14 protein-coding genes are annotated in these 22,021 nt (G+C 32.8%); 6 read left to right on the forward strand and 8 right to left on the reverse strand.

The genetic code is table 11. The features are described from left to right. The first annotated feature begins 40 nt into the window (after positions 1–40). From ACE94K_RS19620 to ACE94K_RS19635, 4 genes are all read left to right on the forward strand, one after another. The gene (locus tag ACE94K_RS19620) at positions 41–1,339 is read left to right on the forward strand and encodes a DUF6734 family protein (protein ID WP_378176480.1); all 1,299 of its coding nucleotides are present in this window, start codon (positions 41–43) and stop codon (positions 1,337–1,339) included. 174 nt (positions 1,340–1,513) lie between these two features. After that, entirely contained in the window at positions 1,514–3,718 is a 2,205-nt protein-coding gene (locus ACE94K_RS19625; protein WP_378176483.1) for a peptidase domain-containing ABC transporter, read from the forward strand. 39 nt (positions 3,719–3,757) lie between these two features. Next, positions 3,758–4,123 carry a four helix bundle protein gene (locus tag ACE94K_RS19630; protein WP_378176486.1) on the forward strand — a complete coding sequence of 122 codons (366 nt, stop codon included), beginning with the start codon at positions 3,758–3,760 and terminating at the stop codon, positions 4,121–4,123. 30 nt (positions 4,124–4,153) lie between these two features. Continuing rightward, on the forward strand, positions 4,154–5,452 hold the full coding sequence (locus ACE94K_RS19635) for an HlyD family secretion protein (protein WP_378176489.1): 1,299 nt from the start codon (positions 4,154–4,156) through the stop codon (positions 5,450–5,452). Positions 5,453–5,455: 3 nt separating this feature from the next. Here ACE94K_RS19635 and ACE94K_RS19640 read toward each other — a convergent pair whose 3' ends face one another. The 6 genes from ACE94K_RS19640 to tilS form a co-directional block, all read right to left on the reverse strand. Beyond that, positions 5,456–7,432: an ATP-binding protein gene (locus ACE94K_RS19640; RefSeq protein ID WP_378176492.1), complete on the reverse strand. Its 1,977-nt coding sequence runs from the start codon at positions 7,430–7,432 to the stop codon at positions 5,456–5,458. Positions 7,433–7,550: 118 nt separating this feature from the next. Then, positions 7,551–9,524 (reverse strand): tetratricopeptide repeat protein, encoded by a 1,974-nt coding sequence (locus ACE94K_RS19645; protein WP_378176494.1) that lies wholly within the window; start codon positions 9,522–9,524, stop codon positions 7,551–7,553. Between the two features lie 200 nt (positions 9,525–9,724). Continuing rightward, complete coding sequence (locus ACE94K_RS19650; protein WP_378176497.1) at positions 9,725–11,593, reverse strand: DUF885 family protein; 1,869 nt, start codon at positions 11,591–11,593, stop codon at positions 9,725–9,727. Positions 11,594–11,620: 27 nt separating this feature from the next. After that, entirely contained in the window at positions 11,621–13,522 is a 1,902-nt protein-coding gene (locus ACE94K_RS19655) for a CocE/NonD family hydrolase (protein ID WP_378176500.1), read from the reverse strand. 197 nt (positions 13,523–13,719) lie between these two features. After that, positions 13,720–15,699, reverse strand: coding sequence for a cytochrome c biogenesis protein CcdA (locus ACE94K_RS19660; protein WP_378176503.1), 1,980 nt, complete (start codon positions 15,697–15,699; stop codon positions 13,720–13,722). Further along, positions 15,699–17,012: a tRNA lysidine(34) synthetase TilS gene (tilS, locus tag ACE94K_RS19665; RefSeq protein ID WP_378176506.1), complete on the reverse strand. Its 1,314-nt coding sequence runs from the start codon at positions 17,010–17,012 to the stop codon at positions 15,699–15,701. Before tilS ends, ACE94K_RS19660 begins: the two co-directional genes overlap by 1 nt. Before the next feature lie 159 nt (positions 17,013–17,171). Between tilS and ACE94K_RS19670 the strand changes: the two genes are divergently transcribed. Further along, positions 17,172–17,876: a hypothetical protein gene (locus ACE94K_RS19670; RefSeq protein ID WP_378176509.1), complete on the forward strand. Its 705-nt coding sequence runs from the start codon at positions 17,172–17,174 to the stop codon at positions 17,874–17,876. Positions 17,877–17,893: 17 nt separating this feature from the next. Here ACE94K_RS19670 and pabB read toward each other — a convergent pair whose 3' ends face one another. Together pabB and ACE94K_RS19680 are read right to left on the reverse strand one after the other, a co-directional pair. Then, entirely contained in the window at positions 17,894–19,201 is a 1,308-nt protein-coding gene (pabB, locus tag ACE94K_RS19675; protein ID WP_378176512.1) for an aminodeoxychorismate synthase component I, read from the reverse strand. A 2-nt stretch (positions 19,202–19,203) separates the two neighbouring features. Next, positions 19,204–19,743, reverse strand: a complete 540-nt coding sequence (locus tag ACE94K_RS19680) for an NADPH-dependent FMN reductase (protein ID WP_378176515.1) — start codon at positions 19,741–19,743, stop codon at positions 19,204–19,206. Positions 19,744–20,209: 466 nt separating this feature from the next. Here ACE94K_RS19680 and ACE94K_RS19685 point away from each other — a divergent pair, with 466 nt between their 5' ends. Then, on the forward strand, positions 20,210–22,021 hold the full coding sequence (locus ACE94K_RS19685) for a hypothetical protein (RefSeq protein ID WP_378176518.1): 1,812 nt from the start codon (positions 20,210–20,212) through the stop codon (positions 22,019–22,021).

Below are 22,021 nucleotides of genomic sequence, written 5' to 3' on the forward strand. Positions count from 1 at the left end.
GGGTGTTTTAAACATCCTCTATTCTAAGCAAACATATATCATGAAAATAATTCAAAGTTTCTGGACAAAACCTACGTATCATAGCTCAGAGGATTCAAATGCCAGATATAACGGCGGTTGGGTAAATCAAAAACAGGCTTTTTATAGTTTTGCGCTAAGCGCACTAACGATTCATAAATATTATAAGCAAAATGAGCTATTTACGGATAATAGAGGAAAAGAATTGTTTCATAATCTTTTAGAACTGCCTTATTCTAATATATACACCAATCTTGAAAGAATCAATCATCATCATCCCAAATTATGGGCTTTTGGTAAACTTGTTACCTGTGCGGATCAAAACGAACCTTTTATACATTTAGATAATGATATCTTTATTTGGGATAAAATCCCTTATGATCATAAACAATATGATATCATCGCTCAAAACGTAGAAGCAAATTTTCCTGGTTATGGAAAAACATTCAAATATATGCTTGCTAATTTTGAAACGATTCCCAGCGAATTAATTAAAAGTTATTATAGCAATGGCAAAATCTTAGCTCATAACGCTGGTTTTATCGGAGGTAGAAATCTTGATTTTTTTCAAGAGCTTTACCGAAGTGCTAAAGAATTAATAGAAAAAAACGAACATCATTTTCCTCATATCGATGTTGGTATTTTTAATACTATTTTTGAGCAACAATTAGGTTATGCAATAGCAGAAAAGAATAACTTACAGGTTCAATATTTATTTAATAACGTACAACCAAATTTTGTAGAAGTTATCGATTTTAGTACCGTACCTTTAATTTCTAAATTTATTCATTGCATAGGTTTTGCCAAAAAATCAATTTTTGCTTGTGAGCAGATAGAAGCCAGACTTCAATATCATTTTCCAGAATATCACAAACATTTCAAAAGTAAGCTTCATCGACTTTTTCCAAAACTAGGTTTTGACCAAGAAATTGAAACATCCAGATTACAAAACATATTTGATTTTTATGATTTTGTAGAAAATATAACTAAAGATGAATTGTTTAATACAAAGTTTTCTATAAACAATAACTGTATTATAGATTTTAACGCCGATCCCATTACTATAGAATTTACGATCCCTTACAATGGAAAAAAAGATAAAAAAGATCTCGTTGGTTGGCATAGTATTTTACTGTACTTTTTAGAACCTGTTTCGATCCAAGAGCTTTATGATGATTTACACCAAGACAAAGACTTTATAAAGCAGTTTGGAGACGGAATTACAGACTTTAAAACAAAAATGTTATCTTTTATACTAGAGAAAACATTGTTATTAGAAATACTTAAACCGGAACCAACTGGTGTGTCTCATTCGGTTTAAAATTGTCATCATAATTAATAATTCTTAAAAAACCATCCTTTTTTGGGTAACAAATCCATCCAAATATGAACTAATAAATACGAATCATATAGGATCTAATCAATAGGATAGTAAAATCGAAAAGAATTACTTTTCTTTGTAACTGATCACACGACACAAAAATTAAAACTTTTAATGCCAAAATTTCCTTTTTACAAACAAGCTGAATCTAAAGATTGCGGACCTACTTGTATTAAAATCATTGCCAAACACTACGGAAAAGTTCTGAATACCCAAAAGCTTAGATCTTTAAGTGAAACCACCAGAGAAGGAAGTTCTTTGCTTGGCTTAAGTGAAGCGGTAGAAAGTATTGGTTTTAGATCACTTGGTGTAAAACTTTCTTTGAATCAACTATTAGAAGTTCCGTTACCTTGTATTGTACACTGGAATAAAGTGCATTATGTGGTGGTTTACAAAATCAAAACCAACAGAAAAGGAGGCATGACGATTTTTGTATCCGATCCTGCACACGGTTTGATTACCTATACCAAAGAAGAGTTTATCAAAGCCTGGATTGGTAATAATGCAGATCAAACAACAGAAGAAGGGGTTGCTTTATTGGTAGAACCTACACCCAAGTTCTATAGTGACAATTTTGATGAAAAAGATGAAGAATTTGGATTTAAGTTTATTTCCAAATATGTATTTAAGTACAAGAAGTTTATTTTTCAACTGATATTGGGTCTTACCGCAGGTAGTTTATTACAACTTATTACTCCTTTCCTTACCCAAAGCATTGTTGATGTTGGTATAAAGAATGAAGATATTAACTTTGTATATCTGGTGCTGATAGCACAACTATCCTTGTTTATTGGTCGAACATTAATTGACGTTCTAAGAAGCTGGATCTTATTGCATTTGAGTACCAGAATAAATATCTCTTTGATATCAGATTTTTTCATCAAACTAATGAATTTGCCTATTTCCTATTTTGATGTAAAAATGACTGGTGATTTGTTACAAAGAATCAACGATCACAAAAGAATCGAGCAAATACTAACGATGTCATCACTCAATGTGTTGTTTTCGATGGTTAACTTGATTGTTTTTAGTATCGTACTTATCTATTATAGCTTCTCCATTTTTAGCGTTTTTGCTATTGGTAGTGCCTTTTACTTTGCTTGGATTCTGATATTCTTTAAAAAACGTAAAAAATTAGATTATAAGAGATTTTCACAAATCAGCGAGGAACAGAGTAAAGTTATCGAACTGGTAAATGGGATGCAGGAAATTAAACTCCATAATGCCGAAAAAAGAAAAAGATGGAACTGGGAATTTGTACAGGCTAAGCTTTTTAAAATATCCATAGAGAATCTAGCATTAGAACAATATCAAAGTGTAGGTTCTGCTTTTATTAATGAGCTTAAAAACATATTGATCACGGTGCTTTCTGCCGTTCTAGTAATTGATGGAGACATTACTTTAGGTATGATGCTGGCCATTACATCTATTGTAGGACAATTAAATGCACCGATAACACAATTGATCAATTTCTTAAGAGAATTGCAAGATGCACAGATTTCATTAGAACGTTTGGGCGAAATTCATAATAAAGAAGATGAAGAAAAATCAGGAGATGAAAAAATACGGGAAATCCCTGAAAATTCAGGATTTGAAATTAAAAACCTTAGTTTTAGATATGTGGGATCCGATAAACCTGTATTGCAAAATCTAAACCTTTCTATTCCGGCAAATAAAATTACTGCGGTAGTTGGTGTAAGCGGAAGTGGAAAAACTACCCTTATGAAATTACTGTTGAAATTTTACGAACCCGATGAGGGTCAGATATTTATTGGCACTCACGATCTACATCATGTGTCGCAAAAAGCTTGGAGAGACCAGTTTGGTGTGGTAATGCAAGAAGGATACATCTTTAATGATACAATCGCTAATAATATTGCTGTTGGCGAAGACTATGTAGATAAGAAAAAATTAGCACACGCTGTCGATGTGGCCAATATAAAAGAGTTTGTAGAGTCCTTACCCTTGTCCTACAATACTAAAATCGGTATGGAAGGTGTTGGACTTAGTACTGGACAAAAACAACGTCTTTTCATTGCCAGAGCAGTATACAAAAACCCTAAGTTTTTATTTTTTGATGAAGCTACTTCTGCTCTGGATGCCAATAATGAAAAAGTGATTATGGAAAAACTGGATACCTTCTTTAAAGACAAAACAGTTATGGTAATTGCCCATAGATTAAGTACTGTAAAAAATGCAGATCAGATCGTAGTATTAGATAAAGGAGAAATTATCGAAGTTGGAAATCACGATTCTTTGATTAAAGAAAAAGGAAGCTATTACAACTTGGTAAAAAATCAATTAGAACTTGGAAAATAATGATCAATTAAAAATTAATAATTACGAATTATCAATTGAATGAAAAAAGATAATATTATTCAAATAAAAAGCTATGATTTTGCATTGCTTTGTGTCAAATTATTTAAAAAATTAACTAGTGAACGACATGAATACATTTTATCTAAACAAGTTTTAAGAAGTAGTACTTCTATAGGTGCAAATATTGAAGAAGCCATTGGAGGGCAGAGCACTAAGGACTTTCTGTCAAAAATGGCTATTTCGTACAAAGAAGCCAGAGAAACACATTATTGGTTAAGGTTATTAAGAGATAGCAATTATCTTAGTCAAGAAGAAAGCAAAAGTCTTATTGAAAACTGTGAAGAGTTACTTAAAATTATCGGTTCAATTCAAAGGACAACAAAATTTAAAACTCATAATTCATAATTCATAATTCATAATTCGTAATTAAAATAGATGCCTGATAATTTAGACGACATACAACTAAGAAGTGAAGAGGTACAGGAAATCCTGACGCGAGTACCGCATTGGATGATCCGGTGGGGAAACTTATTAATATTAGCTTTAATATTTCTTTTGTTATTTCTTTCCTGGATGCTAAAATATCCTGACACCATTCCGGCTCAGGCGATCATAACCACAGAACTACCTTTGCAAAAAGAACAAGCCAATGCAAGTGAAAAAATTGAAGCTATTTTGGTAAAAGAAGGAGATACCGTTCCAGAAGGAACACCTCTGGCTATCTTGCGCAATACGGCAAATTACCTGGATGTATTTACGCTTAAAAGAGTTATCGATACCATCACCATAAACAATAGACAAATCGATTTTCCTTTTAATGAGCTTCCGCCCATTTTAGAACTTGGAGATATACAAACCAGTTACGCTACTTTTGAAAACAATTATATTGAATATAGCCTAAACAAGAAATTACAACCCTTTTCTGATGAAAACTTAGCTAATCAAATATCCTTATCAGAATTATATAGAAGGCAAGAAGCTATTTTAAGTCAGAAAAAAATTGAAAAAAGTGCACTTAGCTTTAGAAAGAAAGATTTTGAGAGACAGGAAGAGCTCTATAGTAAAGGGAGTATTTCTCAACAGGAATATGAACAGGCTGAAGTTGAGTATTTACAATTTAAAAACAATTATAAAAACTACGATGCTCAGCTTTCTCAAATTAAAGAACAAATAAGTAACGCTCAGAAGACATCTAAAGGAACAGAGTTCAATCAACGAAGAGAAGAAATCAGTTTACGCAATAAAGTGATTCAATCTTTTGATCAATTAAAGAAAAGTATCAAAGACTGGGAACTAAGATATCTACTCCAATCCGATATAGAAGGACGAGTGTCATTTTCTAATTATCGTTATGAAAATGAAAATGTAACTGCCGGAGATATCGTATTTATTGTAATTCCGATACAGGAATCCTCTTCGTATGTAGCAAGAATAAAAGCTCCATCCCAGAACTCCGGAAAAATAAAATTAGGACAAAAAGCCAATATCAAATTAGAGAACTTTCCTGATGATGAATTTGGAATGTTACAGGGTACTGTAGATTATATTTCTCCGTTACCAGATGAGGATGGATTATATCTGATGCACGTAAAATTACCTAAAAAGTTAATCACCACCTACAATAAAGAAATACCATTTAAACAAGAAATGAGAGGCTCTGTAGAAATCATTACTGAAGACCTGAGGCTTATAGAAAGATTCTTCTATCAGTTTAGAAGTTTGATGGATAAGTAACTATTAAGCCGCCTTTGGTAAGGATACTGAAAAAACACTTCCTTTACCCGGTTTGCTTTCTACTTTAATTTTACCCTGATTAAGTTCTATGAGCTCTTTACAAATTTTTAGCCCAAGACCAGTTCCCGTTTCATTTTCCGTACCTTTTGTCGTAAAGGTGTCTTCTGCAAACAGTTTTTGAATATTAGCCGGATCGATACCGATACCTGTATCTTCAAAACAAATCTCGTAATGATCACCTTTTTCTTTAGATACTAAGGCGATAGAATCTCCGGGATTACAAAACTTGATCGCATTAGCAATTAAATTTTGTGCAACAATACCGAACATATCCTTGTCTGCAAAAATCAAGGTGGATTCTAACTTATTGATAAGTCTGATATCTTTTTTTTCTGCTTTGGGTTTAAAGAAAGTAAATTTGCTATTGATCACTTCTGCAATATCAAAAGTAGTCGGATTAGCATTCAATTCTTTCATTTGTGACTTTGACCAATTCAATAAATTATTTAACAGAATTGAAGTTTGATGTGTCCTATTTGCCAATAATGGTACTATTTCTTTAAACTCTTCTGTAGAGATGACTTCTTCTTTCATTAAATTGAGACTGCCCTCCAATCCGTGTATTTCATTTTTTAAATCATGAGAAATAATAGAAAACAATTTATTCTTCACTTCATTCGACTCATTAAGCTCTCTTATATACCTTTTTCTTTCTTTTCTCGTTTTTATAAAAAGAACTAAAAAAACAAGAATAATGGCGATCACCGCCAAACTTATAAAGGTATATACGCGATACCTAAACAGCTCTTCTTTGGTTTTTAACTCTCTTTTTTCTTGTTCATCAATAAGCTTGAGTTGATTCAATTCTGCTTCGTATCTGGACTTCGCATTTTCAACTTTCTGAGCTGTGCTCTCGTACATTCGTTTATCAGAAAGTTGTTGATACTCCTTCTGCCATTTTATTGCTTCCAGTAGATTTCCTCTAGTCGAATCCAATTTAAAAGAGTATTTGTAGTTTTTCAATATCAATGATATGACATTGGATTTTATCAGACCTTCTCTTGCTTCTTTTAATAATACATCTGCTTTTTTATACTCACCCTCTTCTAAGGCAATGATTCCTAATTGTTGCTTTGCATTTACTACAATCAGTTTATAATTAGCTTGTGTACCTACGCACATGGTCGTATCATAATACTTTTTCGCTAATTCGTATTCTTTACCATACATTGCCGCTTTTGCCATAATACTATATGATTGGGCAGTATGTCTTACATCATTTTGCTCTTTATTAATTTTTAGAGCTTTCGGTAAAATTTCCTTCGCTTCAGAAAGCTTACCTCCTTCTGTATATAAAAGAGCCAGGTTATTCATTACCATTCCTAATCCTTCTAATTTTAGATTCTTTAGCGTATTGATAGATTTTAAATAGAATTTTTCTGCATTAGGAATATCTTTAAGTTCTTTATAAATGATGGCCAAATTGTTGTAAATACCCGATAATCCAATACTATCATTAAGTTGTTCTCTATATAACTTGGCCTCCATCAAATAATCAGCTGCCTTCTCCAGGTTTCCTTTATTTTGTTCGATAATAAATCTATCATTACTTAGGGTTGCAAGTCCGTCTTTATCTTTAACCTGTTTTAAATATTGAATAGCCTTTTCAAAGTTTTGGTCAGACTCAATATTTCTATTGGCTTTATCACAAATAAGCGCTTTCAACCTGTAAGCAAGTCCTGCTCCTTTTTTGTATTGCAGATTTTTGGCTATAACAATAAGTTCATCTGCCAAAGGCTCTGCTTTTTCAAATTGATCTTCGTTTACAAACTGTTGTATATCTCGAACGGATTTATTAAAAAGTATAGAGTCTTTTAATGTTCTTATGCCGGAAATATCAACTCCCGTAAAATGACTTTGAGAAAAACCATAAAAGTTAAACACAAAGACAACTATAAGAAGAATGGTTGCTTTTTTCATACTATTTATTTTGGGGCTAAAATCTGATCATGAGGCAATTGCACTTGCCTTATCTAGTATTTGATTTTCAAAATATTAATCATATTGTTTTTAAACCTCGCTTTGACCGAAAATTAGGTTATGCTGCTTTGGGCAACGTCACATAAAAAGTACTTCCCTTTCCAGGTATACTTTCTACCTTTATATTACCTTTATTAAGTTCTATTAATTCCTTACAGATTCTAAGCCCTAGACCTGTTCCTGTTTCATTTTGAGTACCATTGGTAGTGAAGGTATCCTCTGCAAATAGTTTAGCAAGATTAGAAGGCTCTATACCGATACCTGTATCTTCAAAACAAATCTCATAATGATCATCTTTTTCTCTTGAAACTAATGCTATAGAATCTCCTGGATTACAAAATTTAATAGCATTTGCAATCAAATTTTGGGCAACAATACTTACCATATCTTTATCTGCAAATATTCTTGTTGCATCTAGTTTATTGATCAGTTTGATATTTTTTTGCATCGCCTTGGGCATAAAAAAAGCAAATTTGGTAGAGATCACTTCGGTAATATCAAAAGTTATAGGCCTAGCATTAAGTTCTTTCATTTGTGATTTTGACCAGTTCAATAAATTGTTCAATAAAATAGACGTTTGATGTGTTCTGTTTGCCAAAAGCGGAACAATTTCCTGAAACTCTTCTGTAGAAATTTCATTTTCCTTCATCAAATTCAGGCTTCCTTCTAAACCGTGAATTTCATTTTTAAGATCATGTGATATGATAGAGAATAGTTTATTTTTTATCTGATTAGATTCGTTTAGCTTAGTGATCAATCTTTTTCGTTCTTTTCTTGTTCTTATCACCATAATTATGAAGACCAGAAATATGACTAATAATACTAGTGCAATAAAAGTTAGGGCACGATATCTAAACAATTCTTCTTTGGTTTTTTGTTCTCTTTTTTCTTGAGCATCGATCATTCTTAAGTTTTCAAGTTCTGCTTTATACCTTGCCTCTGCTCTTTCCATCTTTTGTGTAGACAATTCAGTCATTCGTTTATCAGAAAGTTTCTGATGCTCTTTTTGCCAGGTTAAAGCTCCGGATAGATTACCGCGAGCAGAATCTAATTTTGAAGAAAATTGATAGTTCTTCATCAACAATTGTGTTGCACCCAAATCTATTGATTCCTTTCTGGCGGTTTCCAGCAATTTTTCTGCTTCTTTATAATTTTTTTGCATAATTGCCAAATAGCCTAATTGTTGTTTATTATCCACGGTAAGAAGCTCATAATCCGTATTAACCGATATAGACAAAGATTTTTCGTAGTATTTTTTCGCCTTCTCATAGTTCTTTTCATATAATTCCACTTCTGCCATAATGCTATAAGAATGGGCAATAGAAGCATTGATGCCGTTCTTTTTATTAATTGACAATGCCTCGGGTAACATTGCTCTGGCCTTATCTGGTTTACCATTTTGCAAATAAATAAATGCCAAATTATTCATCACCATTCCTATATTATGAAGCATTCCGATTTTCTTTCGAATCATAATCGCTTCATTAAAATATCTTTCTGACTCATTTAGATTATCCAAACCTGCATAATGACTCGCAAGATTATTATATATGATTACCAGACCTGCGCTATCTCTTAATTTTTCGTGATACATTTTTGCTTCTAACAAATAGTCTATACTTTTTTCGACATTTCCACGATGACTTTCTAAAATAGATCTGGTATTAAATACACGAGCTATTCCTTTTAAATTATTTGCTTTTCTAAAATTTTTCTCTGAATTTTCATAACTTCTAATTGCCTCCAGATATTTTTTATTCCTCTTAAAAAGCATTCCCTGAATTAAATATAATTCTCCAAGACCATTATGATAGTTTAATTCTCCACCTTTTTTAATTAAGATCTTTGAAATATTTTCAGCTTTTTCTATTTGATTGTCTTTTATCAGTTCATTAAGAGAAAGTAATTGCTGTTTAAATTGTAGCGTATCTGTAATGTGCTCAAAACCTTGAGAGGTTTCAGTAACTCTATCTTGAGCAAAAGTTTGCCCGGATAAAAGCATTGTGAAAATAAATAAAAACACTCTTCTCATACTCATGAATTTTGGGGATATTCAGATAAAAAATCTGATTTAATCCACAAAATACATAATTATAGTTAAACAAATTATAAAAAGTAGTAATATTCTTACAGTATTTTATGGATTTACCATAAATATATATTCATAAATAAAAAAAGCCTTTCTGTTCAAGAAAGGCCTCTATGCTATTTTATCTTATGAAAGCTCTATTATCAAGAATTCTCTTCTGGCCTGGCAGAATTACTTTTTATTACTATCCATTCGTTAACAAGATTATCTAAAATTGTAAGTGGTACAGCTCCATTCGTTAAAATAACATCATGAAACTCTCTGATATCAAATAGATCATTGCCAAGTTTCAATCTTGCCTTTTCTCTCAATTCCAGAATCTTATTCATTCCTACTTTATAGGCGGTAGCCTGACCCGGTATTACAATATGTCGCTCTACCATTTTTACGGCATCACTTTCTGCATTTGGGGTATTATCTGTATAGTATTTTATGCCTTCTTCTCTAGTCCATTTTTTAGCGTGGATTCCAGTATCCACAACCAATCTGCAAGCCCTCCATAATTCCATGGCCAATCTACCGAAATCTGAATATGGATTATTATACAAACCTATTTCTTTTGGTAGAAACTCGTTGTAAAGCCCCCATCCTTCAACGTACGCCTGATATCCTCCAAATTTTCTGAATTTAGGAATATTCTCTAACTCTTGTGAAATAGAAATCTGCATATGATGCCCTGGAATACCTTCGTGATAGGCTAAAGCTTCCATCTGATATTTGGGCATTGCTTCCATATCATACAAATTAGCATAATATGTTCCCGGTCTTGAACCGTCAGGAGTTCCTTGTTGATAAAATGCTTTTCCTGCACTCTTTTCTCTGAATGGCTCCACAGCTTTGACTACAATATCTGCTTTAGGTTTTGTAATAAATAGCTCATCCAGTCTTGATTTCATATTATCGATTAAACCTACTGCTCTTTCTAAATAAGCTGCTCTTCCTTCATCATCATTTGGATAATAAAATCTTGGATCCTCTTTCATAAATTTAAAGAAATCTTGCAGTGTGCCTTCATATTTAAGTTCGGTCATGATATCCTGCATTTCCTTATGAATTCTTGCAACCTCCTTCAATCCCATTTGATGAATCTCTTCAGCGGTCATATTTGTTGTAGTGGTACGTTTTAAAGCATTACTATAAAATGCGTCCCCTTTAGGAAATTTCCAGGCACCGTCATCTACAGTTGCTCTCTGTTGCTGATCTTCCAGCATTGTGATGAGCTGAGTATAGGCAGGTTTGACATCTTCCAAAAGCGCTTTTTCTGCTTTAGATATCAACTGCTTTTTTTCTTTATCAGAAAGTTCAAGCTTCTCTATTTTTCTTATAAAATCTGACAGTAGTGTACTTTCTTTATTAGATTCATCAAATGGTTTTCCTGTTATCAAATTTCTACTATCATTCAATACTTTAGCAAATACAAACTTTGGTGGCACAATACCATTTTTCTCTCGGATTTTTATATTGTCAATCAATTGAGCAAACAGCTCATCCATTTTAGAAAGCCTTGAGATGTATGCTTCTGCGTCACTTTTATCCTCAATATGATGCATATTGATCAAAAATGCAGGAATCTCTGCCTGCATCCCTTGCAATTGATTTACCGGATAATTATAAAATCGATACTTAAAATCTTCTATCTTGTTTTCCAGATCGATTTTCATCAATTTGTAACTTAACAATGTTTCTTTATTTAGCATAGAAATATCTACAGAATCCTTTAAGTAATTCAGTCTATTTTTAGCCTTCTCTAAGTCTTGTACTTCTTTTTTGGAAGAGATATTATCCCATTTCCCATAATCTTCTGTCTTTATTCCTAAATACGTTTGCGTCATTGGTGAATCTGCAACATCTTCTTGAAACTTAGTTTCGAACCAATCGTTAAGTTTCTTTGAATGTTCTTTTATTTGCGCTTTGGTATTGACTGTAACTTCTGTTTCTTTATATTCCTTTTTACAGCCAAGAACTACAAACAAAAAAGAAGTAGCGATGAGATAGCATTGTACTTTATTCATCTTTTTAAGATATTAGGGTTGGTAAGTTTATTTTAAAACAAAGAATTCTATGGATGAATCCCCGAACACTTTATGAGTTTGTTTTTTAAAATCAGACATATTTGCCTTAAATATATTTGGAACAAATGTTTGCGGATTTAAGTCTATCAAAGGAAACCAGGTACTTTGCACCTGAATCTGAATTTTATGTCCTTTTAAAAATGTATGATGTATATCCTGTAATTTGATATCAACAGCAGTTTTTTGATTTGGCACAAAAGGTTCTGGTTTACTAAAGCTATTTCTAAATCTTCCACGTAATACCTCACTTCTAACCATCATATGATAATTAGACATCTTCAGATACTCTTGAGTTTCTTCTGTATCTTCTGCATCAGGAGGATAGACATCTATTAATTTTACCACCCAATCTGCAGCAGTTCCGGTGGTGGCAACTTTTAATTTTGCCAAAACTTCACCAGAAACCGTTATATCTTCCTGTAGAACAGGAGTTTCATAAACTAACACATCCGGACGTCTTGCAGCAAAACGTTGATCATCGGTCATATATTTTCTGGGAGTAAACACCATTTTAATATCCTCTGAATACGGAACCGGCTTTTTAGGATCACTAATGAACTCTGAAAATTCTTTGCCTGCAATTTCAGCTAAGGCACCATCTGACAAATACATTGTTTTTTTCTCCGCATTTTTTGGTGGCCAACTGTCAAAAGTATTCCATTCTTTTTTTCCGGTATCAAAAATCTGAATTTCGGATAAACCTGTCGCCTGGTCCCCTTCTCCTTTCAAAAAATGATTGAAGAATCTCGTTTCTACGTTTTTTTGAAAATTGAGTGAAATATCATCTCCAAAATAAACGTTACCAATAGCCTGACGCTTTTTATTTCTCGCCCAATCCCCGTGACTCCAAGGCCCAAAGACCATGATATTATAATTTTTACTATTATTTTCTATTTTCTCGTACGTCTCAAAAGGACCATATAGATCTTCTGCATCAAACAATCCTCCAACAACCATTACCGCAGGTTTAATATCTTTAAGATGTTGGATTATTCCTCTTTTCTGCCAGAAATCATCATAATTAGGATGTTCTTTTAGCTGAGTCCAAAAAACATTATCTTCTTTATAATATTGATCCAATGTGGTAAGCGGGCCTGCATCTAAAAAAAACTGATATTGATCTTTAGTTCCCAATTCTGGAAATGTATACCAACTTTCTTTTACCGGTTCCGTCTTTTCATAGCCAAATACTGCGGTAGCTCTCCAATAGCTTAATAAATATGCTCCATTGTGATGAAAATCATCAAAAAAGAAATCACCGATACACGCTTGTGGGGAAACAGCTTTTAGCGCAGGATGTGAATCTAATAAGGAGTAGGTTGCATAAAAACCAGGATATGAAATACCCCAAACTCCAACTTTGCCATTATTATTTTCTACATTATTCACCAGCCATTCAATAGTGTCATAAGTATCACTTGCCTCATCAAACTGCTCATCCTTTTTATTAGGAATATACGCTCGCATATTATCATATACTCCTTCGCTCATCCATCGTCCACGTACATCCTGATATACAATAATATTCCCTTCTTTCATAAGAAATTCATTGGGCCCAATTTTAGACCTAAACTGATCCTCTCCATATGGCCTAGAACTGTATGGAGTTCTTTGCATTAAGATGGGATACTTTTTACTAGAGTCTTTAGGAGTATATATGGTAGTATGCAATTTAATTCCATCTCTCATTACAATATCCACTTCTTGCTTAGAATAATAATCTTTTACATCGTAAGCGTCGGTTTCTACAGTAGTAGTTGTATTGTTCTGAACAGTTTTACCGGTTTCGGTGGGAACCTCTTTCTTGCAAGATGAAACAAAAAGTAATAAGCCTAATAATGATAAAAGTAATATTTTATTGAATCGCATTTGTGTGAGTTTAGTTGAATGTGGAAGATAAAAAATGGAATGCTGACAAGCTCACTTTTAAGGAGATTTTAACAATCCAATAATACGCATTACAGACAAAAAACAACCCTCAATATACACTGAGGGTTGATGATTTTAATAGGATAAGATGATATTTTGTTGATCAATACATCTTCTCTTTATCCAATTGTAAATAATTATTTTTTATTGAAATTTTTTAGACCATTTTTTAACCAATTTAGATATTCATTCTCATTTGGTGTATAAACGGTGGTTGTATTTAAAAGATTCATTTCAGAATCTATAAGAACATAATATGGTTGAGAATTATTTTCAAAATTTAATGTTTGAAAAGTAGCCCATTTGTCACCAACCGTTTTAATCGATTTTACTGCACCAGAAGACTTTAAGAACTTAAATTGCTCTTCTTCATTAAGCATTTTTCGGTCATCTACATAAAGTGAGATTAAAATGTAGTCGTTTTTAAGAATTCTTGTGATCTCTGGATTACTCCAGACCTGTTCTTCCATCTTTCTACAATTAACACAAGCCCAACCTGTAAAATCAATCATTATTGGTTTATTTTCCCTCTTTGCCGCTTCTACACCTTTCTCAAAATCTGTGTACGCATTTAGTCCTAATGGTCCGTGTGTTTCTTTTTCGTAAATACTATAGAATAATGGAGGAGGAAAACCACTCAATAACTTTAGATTTGCATATGCTGTATTGGTAAGACCCGGAATTAAGTAGATCACAAAAGCAAGTGTCAGAACTCCAGTCGTGATTCTTACTTTACCTAATTTTTTAATCGGGCTATCGTGTGGGAAACGAATTTTTCCAAAGAGATATAGCGTTAATCCTATTCCAATTAGAATCCAAATTCCAATAAATATTTCACGTTTTAGAATTCCCCAATGCTCGACCAAATCTGCATTAGATAAAAATTTAAAAGCCAATGCTAATTCTATAAACCCTAAAACAACTTTTACCGAATTGAGCCATCCTCCACTTTTAGGTAGATTATTCAACCAATTAGGAAATAATGCAAAAAGCCCAAAAGGTAAAGCCAAGGCTAAACCAAATCCTCCCATACCGAAACTTAATTGCATTGCACCTCCATCACTACTAAGCGAACCACCAAGTAAAGAACCCAAAATAGGACCTGTACAGGAGAATGAAACCAACGCCAAAGTCAATGCCATAAAAAAGACGCCCAAAATTCCTCCCACACTTGTCGCTTTACTATCCATTTTATTGCTCCAGGAACTGGGCAGAGTGATCTCAAAATAACCGAAAAAAGATATTGCAAATACTATAAATACCACAAAAAAGATGATATTTAGCGTGACATTTGTGGATATATTATTAAGAATTTCGGGATCTAGAGAATCTAATAGGTGAAAAGGAAGACTTAACAACAAATAAATCACAAAGATGAAAAATCCATAAAGTATAGCATTCATCATTCCTTTTTTACGATCCTTGGCTCCTTTAGTAAAAAAAGACACTGTAAGAGGAATCATAGGAAAAACACAAGGCGTGAGTAGAGCAATAAGTCCGCCTAAGAACCCTAAAACAAATATTCTTAAATAACTTTGATCTTTTACATCCTCTTTCGGAAACTCTTCCCATCCTTTTATTTTAATATCTAAAGCTTTAGACTTATTAACATCTTGGGGTGTAAGACCTGAAGTATTCTTTTGACTTTCATTTTCTCCGGTTAGATTTAAGTTAAACTCAACAATGTCCGGTGCTAAACATTTTTCATCATCGCAAACACCAAAAAAAACTTCTGCCTTGATCGATTTCAGGTTTGGATCTAATCGCTTTATTTTTTGAGTAAATATCACCTCATCTTCAAAATATTTGATATCCATCTCAAATACTTTGTCATACTTCTGTATTCCCTCAGGTTCTGTGGTTTGACCGATCAGTTCGTAAGTTTTATCGTCATTATAGAAGGTGAATTCTGTTGCCGTAGGTGCTATATCATCCGTTTCCACCTCTTGCTGAGAATATATGTGCCAACCTTTCTCTAAGATAGCTTCAAAATATAATGTATATGTATTTTCTGACTCTTCCTTAACACTGCTTTTCCATTTTATGGGTTCAAATATTTGCGAAAATAATGTTGTGGAGAACAATAACGTTGTTACTAGTACTAGAATATTCCTCATTAGGTAATCGTTACTTTTAATATTTTTTTTGTTTCGGGACTTATTTTAAACCTATTATCTGCTCTATAATTAATAATCCAAACAATTTCATGATCGGAGCATAACAGCCAGACTCTTTCTTTGGCCAGCAAAGATAGTTTTTCATCTTTAAAATACTTACTCAACTTCTTTTTGCCTTTCATGCCTAAAGGGTAAAAATAGTCGCCTTCTTTCCATTTTCTTACAACTAACGGATACTTTAACTTTTCTTTATCTAGGTATATCGTTTTTAGATCCGTTTCTGATAATTGAGTAACCTCTTTCAGTTTGATCATTCCAGAAGGAATAATTATCATATGCTCTTCTTCCGGGATTTTGTATATACGATCTGAAACATCTTCCTTTATTGGACACAATAATAAATACTCCCTATTCTTTACCAACCTATGCGAAGGAGAGAAAATTTGCTTACCAGATTGGGCAGATAAAATTTCAAGAATATCATCCCAAGCGGTAAAACCAAAATCCTTTAGCAAAAAGTATAAGTACGTTTTAGGATCATCATACTGCTGAAGTTTGTGAATTGGAATTTTTATGATATCTGGATCAGCATATTCAAATATATTTTTTCTTATACTTCCCACCTGATTCTTAACAAAAACGTTGGTTTGTTTTAAATGCCCCACAGTCGTGTCGAAATTCTGTAGAAAATTTGGATTTATCGCCAAAAGCTCCGGAATCACCTTATGCCTTATTCTATTTCTAAGATATTTTGTACTCTGATTACTGCTATCTTCTCGCCAGAGAATATCATTTTTTTTGGCGAATTCTAGGATTTGATTTCTTGAAAACGGTAATAGCGGACGCACATAGATATCATTAATTTCGGGGATTCCGGTGAGGCCTTCTATTCCGGTTCCTCTAGAAAGATTTATCAAAAAAGTCTCCAAATTATCATCCTTATGATGTGCTGTCAATACATAATCATATTGATACTCAACAACGATCTCTCGAAACCAATGATACCTAAGCTCTCTTGCAGCCATTTGGATAGAAAGTTTTTGTTCTTTGGCATATTGTTCAGTTTCGAAATTTGTAACTAAAAACGGAACTTCAAATGTGTCAGCCATTTCAGAAACGAACTTTTTGTCTTCTTCGCTTTCTTTATCTCTTAATTTGAAATTACAATGAGCCATCCCAATTTCTAAATTTAAGGAATGACATAAGTACGTAAGCACAGTACTATCCAATCCTCCGCTACACGCAATTAGCACTCTCTTTTCTTTAAGAAATGACAAATGCGTTTCTATATGATCTTTAAATTGAGCTATCAATACTATATATGTTATTATACAAACAGAGTTCAAAGATACAATTTTGTGAAGGTTGATCAATTTTTACTCAACCTGTCTTTATATTCTGATTTTCAAGTTTTTAACACAAAAACTCGATCCTTTTTGTTATTTTTAAACAACTCTTAAAATTTTGATACTATGAATAGGATAGATGAAATGCCAAAATATTATGAAGATAATCATAAAAAAGAGTTCGGTAAGAAACTACTCTCTGTGGTGCCACATCTTCACCCTTATGTAAAGCATAGAATCTATATTGCAGAAAGCACCGGTATTTTACCTAGAAACATGTACTGCTCTAATGGTATTATCGATGATGCCATTGTAAAATTATATAATGAAGATCAATTAGATATCGCCATGGATACGCTATCGCTAGAATTAAAACTTTTTAGAATAGCAGATCAACTTATTGATGAGTTATACCTAAGAGAAGGTTGGCATCAACAATGTATTAGTACGAATCACTTTTTAAGAGAAGAACTTGATAAATTGGAAGAAAACTATACTTCTGAAGCTGATAACGAATTGATCATGAATGAGGAACTGAATGATATTTCGTATCATCAAAATTCAGAAAAAAAACAACTTTTTATATATGATGATTCCGATTCGGCTATTTTTAAAATTATCGAATCAGAAGACTCTTCAGAAAACAGAAAACAAAAATTATTAGGTAAGTTTTATAGCTGGTTACCACTGGAAACCTCTAAAATTATCGATCTATTCGTCTTCGGAAAACTTAATTTTGAGGAGATAGCCAGAATTAAGGATATCACGGAACAAGAAGTGAAGGAAACCATCATAGATGTTAGAAAAAGTTTTAGAAAAAATCTGATTTAGTAAATAAAGACAATACGCTACAGTCCTTCTAGCACTTCTCTCATTGCCTTTGCTTTGATCAAACATTCTTCATACTCCTTATCCGGATCGGATTTGGCTGTAATAGCGCCACCTACGGTATACGATATATACTGTTTGGTTTCATTATATAAAATACTCCTAATCACCACATTGAAGTCGAAATCTCCTTCTGGTGAAAAATATCCCACTGCTCCACTGTACAAACCTCTTTTAGATACTTCTAAATCTTCGATAATTTGCATGGCAGAAATTTTAGGAGCACCAGTCATACTACCCATTGGAAATGTTGTTCTAATAACATCAACAGGAGACGTTTCTGGATCAATTTCAGAAACAACTGTGGATATCATTTGGTGAACTTGTTGAAAAGTATAAACCCTACACAATTCTTCAACTTTTACAGAACCCATGATCGCCGTTTTTGAAAGATCATTCCTAACCAAATCTACAATCATTACATTTTCTGATCGTTCTTTTGAGTCTTGTTCTAAGGCAATTATCAATTCTCTATCATCATCAACATACTCTGCCCTTTTTGCTGTTCCTTTGATAGGTTGCGAAATAATTTTATTGCCTTCTTTTCGCAAGTACCTCTCAGGAGAAGCAGAAAGTAAATATTGTTGATGATTCTTAAAAAAAGCTGCAAACGGTGGTTTAGAAATTTGATTAAGATGATGATAGGTTTTCAAAGGAGCAATACAGCTATTCTCTGCAAAAAACTCCTGACAAAAATTTGCTTCATAAATATCACCACGATGAATGTGGGCAAGCATTTGTTCGATCTTCTGCTTATATACATCTTTGGTGATTCTTAAGCTTATTTTAACCTTTCCACAAGAAGTATCTTCATCAAAAATTTTAATAGAGGAAGGAAATGTTTGAATTGACTGGAAATCCTCTTCCATCTCATCATCAATCATCCTTAGATACTGAACTTCTACCCTATTATCTTTAAGAAGAAATATTTTCTTGGGCTGAAAAAAATACAAATCCGAAAAACCCAAATTATCGAGATTTTGAGAAACCAATTTTTCTGTATCGTTTTTAAGATCATATGATATGTACCCAAAGATCCAGTCTGCCGTTTGTTCTTGGTATTCTTTCAGTTTATCAAAAGAAGAAGAAAAATCTGTTTTTATAGAAGTAAAAGCATCAACAGCCAAAACAGCATCATAACTTGTATATTGCTGAGCGTACTCATTAGAATCCAGCCACATTACATCTTCAAACTGCTGTGCCCATTGCAATATTTTTGTTTTGAATTCTGAAGAATTATCTATTGTATATATTTTCTTACTTCGCAAAGCTATTTGATTTGTTGGGCAAAAGTACTCAGAACTTCTTTCAATCCCAACAAAAGGGTTTCATCTGTTACCTCGTTATTTTCTACAGAAAAATTTGCGTGAAATGAGGGAAAACTAAAACTTTCTATAATTTCTCCTCCAAATCGTGGTAGTACATTTTTTGCAAAATCTAAAGCACTTACACCTCCTCTCTGTCCTGGAGAAGTACTCATTAGTAATATTTTTTTCCCTTCAAGAAAATTACGATCTAATCGAGACAACCAATCAATTATATTTTTGAAAAAAGCACTCCAACCACCATTATGTTCGCTAACTGAAATAATTAAAGCATCTGCTTCTGATATTTCTTGTTTTAGTCCCAAAATCATACCGGGGAAGCCATTATCTCTTTCTTCGTCCTCACTATACATCGGCATTCGGTAATTTACCAATTTCAAGATCTTGATTTGATGATTCTTGATTTCTGAAGATACATATGCTACAAGTTTATGGTTAATAGAGGTGCTACTATTAGAACCTGCAAAGGCAAGAATGTTTTTCATTATCGATCTGGTTTATCTCCAAAAGTAGGCAAAATCGATACGAAGACAAAAGCAACGGATTATCAAATTTGAATATTTTACATCGAAACTAAAAAACTAAATAAGTACGCGAATGGATTTTCTTGGTCATGGCGAGAAGATTAACTAAAATTATGGAATTCTATATTTATTTAACATCCCTTAAACTCAAAAATCTCTGTGACTATCATATCTGTAGAGTTCTTGATATCAATATAAAGTGTGAAGAAATTATTGATCTAGCTCCTGCAAAAACTGCTAATTATAACCCAATTATGCTTTTAAAAGATTACAAAAAAAGTAAGCCCTGACCCTTTCTTTTCTATTGTACCCCTTTTGTCTTACCTGTATATTTTCAACTCTTTTTTTAAATAGTATATTTATCTTGTTACTAAACACTTCAAGATTTATGCTTTTAAAACGTCTCTCATTCATTACACTACTAATCTTGTCATTATTTGTTACTGCCCAAGAATCTACGAATATTGACAGCTTGTTACAAGTGTATAAATTTCTCCCTAGCAACACCACTAAAGTCAATATAATTGATGATATATTCAAATACTATAGAGAAAATGACACCTCAAAATTAAAGGGCTATGTACAAGAACAATTGACATTATCCAAAAAAATTGGATATCAAAAGGGGATCGCTAAAAGTTGGAATAATTATGCCAATTTTTACTACTCTAAAAAGACCTGGGACTCTGCTAAGATTTACTATGAAAAAGCATTAAGAAAATTTGAAACTTTAAATGCACCTAAAGAACAATCAGAAATCAGGTATACTTTAGCCGGCGTAGCACTTAACAATGAACAAGGCTATGATGAAAGTAATAAAATACATAGAGCCAACATTGAGTTTTATAAAAAAATACAGGACACTAATTTTTTGGCAAAATCTTATAGTAGCATAGCTTGGAATCACCTAGTAAAAGGTAATTATTATTTAGCACTTGATCAAAACATTAAAGCAATAGACTATTTAGAAAAATTGAAGGATTCTACACAACTCTCACAATCCTATCGTTTAATGTCGGCCATCGAATGTGAACTAATGCATCATAAAAAAGCATTAGAATATGCAGAGAAATGTCTTCTTTTCAAAAAAGCTAACTCCAAGCACTTCATCGGCGGCGTGTACAATACCATGGGTATCATCTACACCAACCAAAAAGATTTTAAAAAGGCCGATAGTATTTTTGACAAAGCCTTGGATCTAGCTATTGAAGTCGATAACAAACATCTACAAAAACTGGCATTAATTAACCATAGTAGAAGTTTTGAAGATCGTGAAGACTACAATTCGGCGCTAGACAAAGTAAAAGCTTATCTCGATATTGAAAAAGAACTTCCTGAAAAGAGAATGTCATCGCTTGGTTTTTTGGGTATGGGATCGGTATTGGTAAAATTGGACAAAGCCAAAGAAGCCAAAATTTATTTGGATAAAGCTGTGATCAAGGCTAAGATCGAAAATGTTAAGTCACGAATGATTCTAGCCTACCAAAATCGCGCAGAAGCCTTTTTAAAATTAAATGATTACAAAATGGCGTACGAAGACTATAAAATGTATGCAACATTAAAAGATTCGGTTTATAATGAGGCTAAATCAAAACAAATTGAAGAAATGCGGGCCATATTCGATACCGAAAAAAAAGAACAGGAAATTATTAATCAAAAAAATGAAATTGAACTTCTAACAGTTAAAGATGAAGTCAATAATTTACAAAAATTATTACTAGCCTTAGGTCTATTTATTGCATTGATAAGCACATATGCCTTTTTTCAACGCAATAGAAAAAATAGATTGGAAAAAGAAAAGGCAAAAGCCGATTTAGAATTTAAGACCAAAGAACTAACTACTCACGCTTTACATCTTGCTAAAAAGAATGAAGTCCTTAACGACTTAAAACAAAAGGCCAAGATTTTAAAAGCTGATGCTAATGCAGACCCTGGTTACCAAATGCTAATACAAACTATTAACTTCGACTTGCAAGACGATAATAACTGGGAGAATTTTAGTAAGTACTTTGAGCAAGTGCATAAAGGTTTTAATAACAAGGCGCAAGAATTGTTTCCGAATATTACCGCTAACGATCTTCGGTTAATGGCACTTTTAAAAATGAATTTATCTTCAAAAGAGATTGCCAATATATTGAATATCTCAAGCGATGGTATTAAAAAAGCCAGACAACGCCTTCGTAAAAAAATGGGAATCGATTCTAATGTATCTTTAGAGGCTATAGTCATCGCTATTTAG

The sequence above is a fragment of the Aquimarina besae genome, from assembly GCF_042434905.1.
In the GTDB taxonomy this organism is placed as follows: Bacteria; Bacteroidota; Bacteroidia; order Flavobacteriales; family Flavobacteriaceae; genus Aquimarina.

What these genes read in the sequence shown, in the direction of transcription:
- ACE94K_RS19620 (WP_378176480.1), top strand. Translation starts at nt 41, where the DNA reads ATGAAAATAATTCAAAGTTTCTGGACAAAACCTACGTATCATAGCTCA.
- ACE94K_RS19625 (WP_378176483.1), top strand. Translation starts at nt 1,514, where the DNA reads ATGCCAAAATTTCCTTTTTACAAACAAGCTGAATCTAAAGATTGCGGA.
- ACE94K_RS19630 (WP_378176486.1), top strand. Translation starts at nt 3,758, where the DNA reads ATGAAAAAAGATAATATTATTCAAATAAAAAGCTATGATTTTGCATTG.
- ACE94K_RS19635 (WP_378176489.1), top strand. Translation starts at nt 4,154, where the DNA reads ATGCCTGATAATTTAGACGACATACAACTAAGAAGTGAAGAGGTACAG.
- ACE94K_RS19640 (WP_378176492.1), bottom strand. Translation starts at nt 7,432, where the DNA reads ATGAAAAAAGCAACCATTCTTCTTATAGTTGTCTTTGTGTTTAACTTT.
- ACE94K_RS19645 (WP_378176494.1), bottom strand. Translation starts at nt 9,524, where the DNA reads ATGAGAAGAGTGTTTTTATTTATTTTCACAATGCTTTTATCCGGGCAA.
- ACE94K_RS19650 (WP_378176497.1), bottom strand. Translation starts at nt 11,593, where the DNA reads ATGAATAAAGTACAATGCTATCTCATCGCTACTTCTTTTTTGTTTGTA.
- ACE94K_RS19655 (WP_378176500.1), bottom strand. Translation starts at nt 13,522, where the DNA reads ATGCGATTCAATAAAATATTACTTTTATCATTATTAGGCTTATTACTT.
- ACE94K_RS19660 (WP_378176503.1), bottom strand. Translation starts at nt 15,699, where the DNA reads ATGAGGAATATTCTAGTACTAGTAACAACGTTATTGTTCTCCACAACA.
- ACE94K_RS19670 (WP_378176509.1), top strand. Translation starts at nt 17,172, where the DNA reads ATGAATAGGATAGATGAAATGCCAAAATATTATGAAGATAATCATAAA.
- ACE94K_RS19680 (WP_378176515.1), bottom strand. Translation starts at nt 19,743, where the DNA reads ATGAAAAACATTCTTGCCTTTGCAGGTTCTAATAGTAGCACCTCTATT.